At 75.3% G+C, this 6,988-nt stretch carries 7 protein-coding genes; 1 reads left to right on the top strand and 6 read right to left on the bottom strand.

Translation table 11 applies throughout. The annotated features are described in order from the left end of the window. A partial coding sequence (locus UW392_RS37765; protein WP_320779751.1) for an N-acetylmuramoyl-L-alanine amidase occupies positions 1-1,476 on the top strand: 1,476 nt, incomplete at its 5' end. A 7-nt stretch (positions 1,477-1,483) separates the two neighbouring features. On the opposite strand, the gene UW392_RS37760 is transcribed toward UW392_RS37765, so the two are convergent. From UW392_RS37760 to UW392_RS37735, 6 genes are all read right to left on the bottom strand, one after another. Beyond that, the gene (locus UW392_RS37760) at positions 1,484-1,981 is read right to left on the bottom strand and encodes a hypothetical protein (protein ID WP_320779750.1); all 498 of its coding nucleotides are present in this window, start codon (positions 1,979-1,981) and stop codon (positions 1,484-1,486) included. 279 nt (positions 1,982-2,260) lie between these two features. Beyond that, positions 2,261-3,163 carry a universal stress protein gene (locus tag UW392_RS37755; RefSeq protein WP_320779749.1) on the bottom strand — a complete coding sequence of 301 codons (903 nt, stop codon included), beginning with the start codon at positions 3,161-3,163 and terminating at the stop codon, positions 2,261-2,263. A 105-nt stretch (positions 3,164-3,268) separates the two neighbouring features. Then, positions 3,269-3,511: a DUF397 domain-containing protein gene (locus tag UW392_RS37750; protein ID WP_320779748.1), complete on the bottom strand. Its 243-nt coding sequence runs from the start codon at positions 3,509-3,511 to the stop codon at positions 3,269-3,271. A gap of 145 nt (positions 3,512-3,656) precedes the next feature. Beyond that, positions 3,657-3,848, bottom strand: a complete 192-nt coding sequence (locus UW392_RS37745) for a DUF2795 domain-containing protein (RefSeq protein ID WP_320779747.1) — start codon at positions 3,846-3,848, stop codon at positions 3,657-3,659. Between the two features lie 82 nt (positions 3,849-3,930). Then, positions 3,931-5,526 (bottom strand): NAD(P)/FAD-dependent oxidoreductase, encoded by a 1,596-nt coding sequence (locus UW392_RS37740; protein WP_320779746.1) that lies wholly within the window; start codon positions 5,524-5,526, stop codon positions 3,931-3,933. A 71-nt stretch (positions 5,527-5,597) separates the two neighbouring features. Further along, the coding region (locus UW392_RS37735) for a tetratricopeptide repeat protein (protein WP_320779745.1) at positions 5,598-6,988 on the bottom strand (1,391 nt) is incomplete at its 5' end.

The following is a 6,988-nucleotide window of genomic DNA, read 5'->3' as shown; positions in this document are numbered from 1 at the left end:
GCCGCCAACGTGGCCGGCGGCGCGGCACTGCTCGCCGCCGCCCAGCGGGAGCTGGGCGAGGAGCCGAGCGCCGACCCGGCCGACTGGTACGGGGCGGTGGCCGCGTTCTCCGGCGCCGACGACACCGCCACGGCCGCCGCGTACGCGGACGACGTGTACGCGGTGATCCGGGCCGGCGAGCGGCGCACCACGGACGCCGGGCAGCGGGTCGCGCTGGCCGCCCGCCCCGACGTGGCGCCGGAGACCGGGCAGTTGGCGCGCGCCGGGCTGCGGACCGCGGCGGCGTCCGGCACGGAGTGCCCTCGGACGGTGTCCTGCGAGTGGATACCGGCGCCGTACGAGGAGTTCGGGGACGGCGACTACGGCAACCACGACCTGGGCGACCGGCCCGCCTCGCAGCGCGTCCGGTACATCGTCGTGCACGACACGGAGGGCGCCTGGGACGGCGTGCTGAACCTGGTGCGGGACCCGACGTACGTCTCCTGGAACTACACGCTGCGCTCCACCGACGGTCACATCGCCCAGCACGTGAAGGCGGAGGACGTGGCCTGGCACGCGGGCAACTGGTACGTCAACGCGGGGTCGGTCGGCCTGGAGCACGAGGGGTTCCTGGCGGAGCCGGACGCCTGGTACACCGAGGCGATGTACCGGTCGTCGGCGCGGCTGGTGAGGTACCTGGCGAAGAAGTACGGCATCCCGCTGGACCGGCAGCACATCCTCGGCCACGACAACGTGCCAGGTCCGACCACGTCCTCGGTCCCCGGGATGCACACCGACCCGGGACCGTACTGGGACTGGGCGCACTACTTCGAGCTGCTGGGCCGCCCGTTCCGCGCGAGCGGCGGCAAGCACGCCGGGCTGGTGACGATCCGTCCCGGCTACGGGGCCAACCGGCCGGTGTTCACGGGCTGCGAGAGCGCGGGCGAGGAGTGCGCGGCGCACGGCTCCAGCGCGGTGCGGCTGTACTCGGACCACTCCGAGAGCGCGCCGCTGATCAAGGACATCGGGCTCGGCACCACGCCGACGACGGGGGTGAACGACCTGTCGTCGCGGGTCTCCACGGGCCAGCAGTACGCCGTCGCCGGCCGGTGGGGCGACTGGACGGCCATCTGGTACCTCGGGCAGAAGGCGTGGTTCCGCGACCCGTCGCGGCAGCCGGTGGCGGTACCGGCGAAGGGCACGGTGGTCACGCCCAGGGAGGGGCTGGAGAGCGTGCCGGTGTACGGGCGGGCGTACCCGGAGGCGTCGGCCTATCCGGCGGAGGTGCCGGTGCAGGCGGTGTCCCCGCTGCCGTACCGCCTGCCCGCGGGCCAGCGGTACGTGGTCGGGGACGAGGTGCCCGGCGAGTACTACTACGCCGTCACCTTCTCGGAGGACTCGCACCGGGTGGTGACCGGAGAGGACCGCTACTACGAGATCCAGTACGGCCACCGGGTGGCGTTCGTGCGCGCCGCCGACGTGGAGGTCGTGCGGTAGCCCTGTCTCAGCCCTGCTGGAACAGCTCCGCCGGGAGGGGTTTCAGCAGGGCGTACAGGTCGTCGGTGATGGGGCGGTCCCAGGCGGCGATGGTCACCAGGACGTTGTCGCTGCGGTCGAACTGGACGCAGGAGATCCGGCTCTCGGAGAGCTTCAGCCTGCGCACGATCAGGAGGTTGTCGCCCTGCATCACGGGGGCGTCCTCGGTGCCGACGACCGTGACCTCCTCGTCGTTCTCCAGGGCCAGCAGGAGCTGGGCGACCTCGAAGGGGACCTCGCCCTCGGGGACGTCGCGGGCCGGGGAGCCCTCCGGCAGGTTGCCGATGATCATCGCGGGGCCGCGGCCGCCGAAGAGGTCGTAGCGGAGGAACACGCCCTGGCAGCTGCCGTCCGGGGCGGGCAGCAGGCCGGCACCGAGATTCCCGGGCCAGTCGCCCGGATCCATGGCCAGGACGTCGAAGTCGGGCCCGGCGGGGGTGGCGCTGCGGCGGCGGAGGAACGACATGCCGCCCATGGTACGTGGCCCGGCCCCCTTGACGGCGCCCCGGCCGAGCACCGGGTGAACACCGGGTAAGCGACTCGGGGACCGGGGTGGCGGAGGTGCCGGTTCCGGCTGAGCGGGGGTGGCGGAGGTGCTGGTTCCGGCTGAGCAGGGGGGGGACACGGCGCGGGAGCGCGGCGCGGGACATGACACGGGAGCGGCAGCGTGCCGGAGACAGCGACGCCGGAGCGGCAGCGTGCCGGGGACGGCGGTGCCGGACCGGCAGTGTGCTGAGGGTGGTGGTCAGTCCTCGGGTGGGGACGGGGGGATCACCGCTACGGGGGACGCCGCGTGGAGGAGGACCGCGTGGGCGACCGAGCCCATCATGCGGGCCGGGGCCAGCAGGCGGCGGCGGTGCCGGCCGACGACGACCAGGTCGGCGCCGGCGGACGCGGCGACGAGGTGGCCGGCGGCGTCGCCCGGGACGACGTACGGCTCGGCGGTCACCGCGGGGTGGCGTTCGCGGTGCGGCGCGAGGAACCCGTCGGCGAGGACCCGCGTCTCGCTCTCCACGGCGACCTCGTCGATCACCGGCGGCACGATCTGGCCGGGCGCGGCCCACCCCGGCACCGGCCACGGGTAGGCGGCGACCACCTGGAGGCGGGCGCCGCGCAACGCCGCCTCGGTGAAGGCGAAGTCGAGCGCGGCCTCGTCGGGGCTGTCGACGTGCAGGCCGACGACGACCCGGGGGCCGGGCCCGGCCGGTTCCGTGCCGTGGACCTCTCGGCCGGGGCGGGGCACCACGACGACGGGGCACTCGGCGTCCCGGGCGGCCGCGAGCGAGCTGGAGCCGAGCAGCAGGCTGGCGAAGCCGCCGCGCCCCCGGGAGCCGAGCACCAGAAGCTGTGCTTCCAAGCCCAGTTCGGGCAGGGCCGCGGCCGGTACACCCTCCAGGGGAAGGTATTCGACGGTCGGGCCGTCCGTCGCCCCGTCCAGGCGGGCGCGGGCCTCATCGAGCACCGGATCGTCGTCGGGGTCGGGCGGCCCGACCGCGAGGACGTCGGGCTGGGCCCAGGCGGCGTACTGCCGCACGTGCGCCACGCGCAGGGGGGCGTCGCGCTGCCGCGCGGCCTCCCGTGCCCAGTCCAGGGCGCGCAGACTGTCGTCCGAACCGTCGATCGCGGCGACGACCGGCAGGGTGTCCATGGGTTCCTCACCTCCGGGGGTACGGCCTTCTCCCTCCGGGCCGGCCTCGCGGAAAAACGCAGGAACATGCGAGAGGCACAGAGGAAACCCCGCCCCGCGGGCCGTTCACGTCAGGTCGAACTCCCCCTCGCGCGCTCCCGACACGAAGGCCCCCCACTCGTCGGGGGTGAAGATCAGGGAGGGGCTTTCCGGGCGGGCACTGTTGCGCATGGCGATGAAGCCCTCGACGAAGGCGATCTGCACATCGCCGAGCCCGCGGCTGCTGGACTGCCAGTGCGCTTTGCTGAGGTCCAGCTCCGGCTTGTCCCAGCCGATGAGCGGGCGCTGGTGGGTGGTGGTCTCGGCCACGTCCGTGCTCCTCCCGGTTCGTCGTCCGCGGGCCAGCCTAGCGATCGGTACGGACCGCCAACAGGCCACGCAGGGAGGACCTTTCGCGGACGCCGGGGCGCGGGTCGGCCGGCGGTGGCCGCCGGCCGGTCCCGGGCGGCGGCGCCTACGGGTTGAAGACGGCCTTCTGGACTTCGTTCGGGCCGTCGAAGCTGTCCCGCTTCAGGCCGTCGAGGCGGCTGACGACCTTGTCGTCGGCCTTGTTCTTGCGGGCGCAGTCGACGAGCGACTTCTTGTCCGCCGGGTAGTCCATGCCGTGCAGGGCCTTCTGCAGGTCGATGGGGCTGAGGTCGGCCATGACGGTCTCCTTGTCACGCGGGGGAGGGATGCTAAATGTCCGCTATGTCGCGGTACCCCTCCCGGCCCGGCGCATGCGCCCGTCAGTGCTCCGGGTGCTCCGGGTACGCCTGGTGCTCCGGGCGCTCCAGCACCGCCATGGCCGCGTTGTGTCCCGGCACCCCGCTCACTCCGCCGCCGCGGACCGCGCCCGCGCCGCACAGGAGGACGTTCGGGTGCGGGGTCTCCACGCCCCAGCGGCCGGTGCCGTCCTGGGCGTGGGGCCAGGACAGGTCACGGTGGAAGATGTTGCCGCCGGGCAGCCCGAGGTCGTGGTCCAGGTCCAGCGGCGTCCGCGCCTCGACGCAGGGACGGCCGTCCGCGTCGGTGGCCAGGCAGCCCGCGAGGGGCTCGGCCAGGTGCGTGTCGAGCTGGGCCAGGGTCGCGGCGAGCAGGTCCGCCCGTACGGCGTCGTTGTCCCGTGCGAACAGCCGGGCCGGGGTGTGCAGGCCGAACAGGGTCAGGGTGTGGTACCCGTGGCGGACAAGGTCCGGGCCGAGGATCGTCGGGTCGGTGAGCGAGTGGCAGTAGATCTCGGAGGGCGGGACGGCGGGCGGCCGCCCGGCCGCGGCGCTCGCGTGCGCGGCGGCGAGCTGTCCGTACCCCTCGGCGACGTGGAGGGTGCCGGCGAACGCCTCCCGCGGGTCGACCGCGGGGTCGCGCAGGGCCGGGAGGCGCGTCAGCACCATGTTCACCTTGAGCTGCGCGCCCTCGGCGGGCGGGGGCGGCGGTCCGCCGGTGAGCGCGGCGAGCGTCCGCGGGGAGGCGCCGACCAGGACGTGGCGGGCGGCGACGGTGCCCTCGCCGTCGGCCGTGCGGTAGGTGACCTCCGCCGTGCGGCCGTCGGTGTCGACGCGTACCGCCTCGTGCCCGGTGGCGAACTCGGCGCCGGCGTTCCGGGCCGCGGCGGCCAGCGCGTCGGTGAGTGCGCCCATGCCGCCGACGGGCACGTCCCAGGCGCCGGTGCCGCCGCCGATCACGTGGTACAGGAAGCAGCGGTTCTGCTTCAGGGACGGGTCGTGGGCGTCGGCGAAGGTGCCGATCAGCGCGTCGGTGAGAACGACGCCGCGCACCAGGTCGTCGGCGAAGCGGTCCTCGATCGCGACGCCGACCGGTTCCTCGAACAGCATCCGCCAGGCGTCCTCGTCGCCGACCCGGCGACGCAGCTCCGCGCGCGTGGGCAGCGGTTCGACCAGGGTCGGGAAGACCGCGCGGGCGACGCGGCCGGTCATGCCGTAGAAGCGCCGCCAGGCGGCGTACTCGCGTTCGCCGCCGGTGAGGCGGGCGAACGACGCGCGGGTGCGGTGCTCGTCCCCGCCGACCAGCAGGCCGGTGGGCCGTCCCGACCGTTCGGCGGGGGTGTACGAGGAGACGGCGCGCGGGCGGAGCCGGATGTCCAGGCCGAGGTCCCGGACGATCTTCGGGGGCAACAGGCTGACGAGGTAGGAGTAGCGGGACAGCCGGGCGTCGACGCCGGGGAAGGGCCGGGTGGAGACGGCCGCGCCGCCGGTGTGGTCCAGCCGTTCCAGCACCAGGACGGAGCGTCGGGCGCGGGCCAGGTAGGCGGCGGCGACCAGGCCGTTGTGGCCCCCGCCGACGACAACGGCGTCGTACGCGCGCGTGCCCCGGTGCGTGCTCATGGCTCTTGGTAGCACGCGGCGATCTGTGCCGCCAGGGCGTCTGTGGCGGGGGCCCGACGCCCGGCGTGGGCTCAGTGGGGGTTCGCGGTGTGCCACTGCCGGGCCAGTGCCACCCTGCGGTGGAGCTCCGCCGCCTCCGCGGTCCGGCCGAGCTGCTGGAGGCAGTGCGCCTCGTCGTCGCGGGCGGCGACGGTGTCCGGGTGCCCGGCGCCGAGGACGCGGTCGCGGACGGCGGCGACCTGCCGGTACTCGGTGAGCGCGGCCTCCCAGCGGCCCAGCCAGCCCAGTCCGACGGCGATTTCTCGGCGGCTGACGAGAGTGTCGGGGTGGCTGGGCCCGAACACCCGCGCCCGGACGGCGGCCACCTCGCGGGACTCGGCCAGGGCGTCCTCCCAGCGGCCGAGGCGGCCGAGGTTGACGCAGGTCCCGTGCCGGGCGCGCAGGGTCTCGGGGTGGTCGGGGCCGAGGACGCGGGCGCGGTCGGCGGCCAGTTCCCGGTAGAGGTTCAGCGCCTCGGCGCTGCGGCCGAGCCGGCCCAGGCTGATGCCGGTCTCGTAGCGCGCGGCGAGGGTGTCGGGGTGGTCGGGGCCGAGTGCCCGGGTCCGGGCGGCGGCGACGTCCCGGTAGGTGTCCAGGGCCTCCTGCCAGCGGCCCAGCTGGCCGAGGGCGTACGCCACCTCGTAGCGGGTGACGAGGGTGTCGGGGTGGTCGGCGCCGAGGACGCGGGCGCGGGCGCCCGCGACGTCGTCGGCCATGCGGTGGGCGTCCGCCCAGCGGTCGAGCCGGCCGAGGTTGAAGGCGAGGTTGTGGCGGCAGCGCAGGGTGTCCGGGTGGTCGGCGCCCATGGTGCGCTCCCGCGCGGCGAGGACCACGGTGTACACCTGGTGGGCGTCGGCGTGCCGGCCCAGCCGGCCGAGGACGTACGCCATCTCCTGGCGGGCGGCGAGGGTGTCCGGGTGGTCGGCGCCGAGCACCCTGATCCGTGCCTCGGCGACCTTCTTGTACGCGCGCAGGGCGTCGGCGGGGTCGCCGGTACGGCTGAGCACGAAGGCGGCCTCGTACCGGCTGGCCAGCGTGTCGGGGTGGTCGGGGCCGAGGACGCGCTCGCGCTCGGCGGCGACCGCGCGGTGCACCTCCCCGGCCTCCGTCCAGCGCCCGAGCCGCCCGAGCCGCAGCCCGACGTCGTGCCGCCCGGCCAGAGAGGCGACGGAACCGGGCGGGACGGTGCCGGAACCGGGCGGGACGGTGCCGGGACCGGGCGGGGCAGTGGCAGGACCGGGCGAGACGGTGCCGGAACCGGGCAGGACAGTGGCAGGACCGGGCGAGACGGTGCCGGAACCGGGCGAGACGGTGGCAGGACCGGGCGGCGCGGTGGCAAGTCCGGGCGGGGGGTCGGTCCGGGCGCCCGCGCGGGCTCCGCCCTCGGCGACGCCGGGGAAGCCGTCGCCGAGGGCGGCGCTCT

It is taken from the genome of Streptomyces sp. CRN 30, assembly GCF_034105845.1.
This window is presented reverse-complemented; position numbering and strand designations above follow the sequence as displayed.

Excerpts from the sequence above, each read along its gene's own strand:
- UW392_RS37760 (WP_320779750.1), bottom strand. The coding sequence starts at position 1,981 with ATGTCGTTCCTCCGCCGCCGCAGCGCCACCCCCGCCGGGCCCGACTTC.
- UW392_RS37745 (WP_320779747.1), bottom strand. The coding sequence starts at position 3,848 with ATGGCCGACCTCAGCCCCATCGACCTGCAGAAGGCCCTGCACGGCATG.
- UW392_RS37740 (WP_320779746.1), bottom strand. The coding sequence starts at position 5,526 with ATGAGCACGCACCGGGGCACGCGCGCGTACGACGCCGTTGTCGTCGGC.
- UW392_RS37755 (WP_320779749.1), bottom strand. The coding sequence starts at position 3,163 with ATGGACACCCTGCCGGTCGTCGCCGCGATCGACGGTTCGGACGACAGT.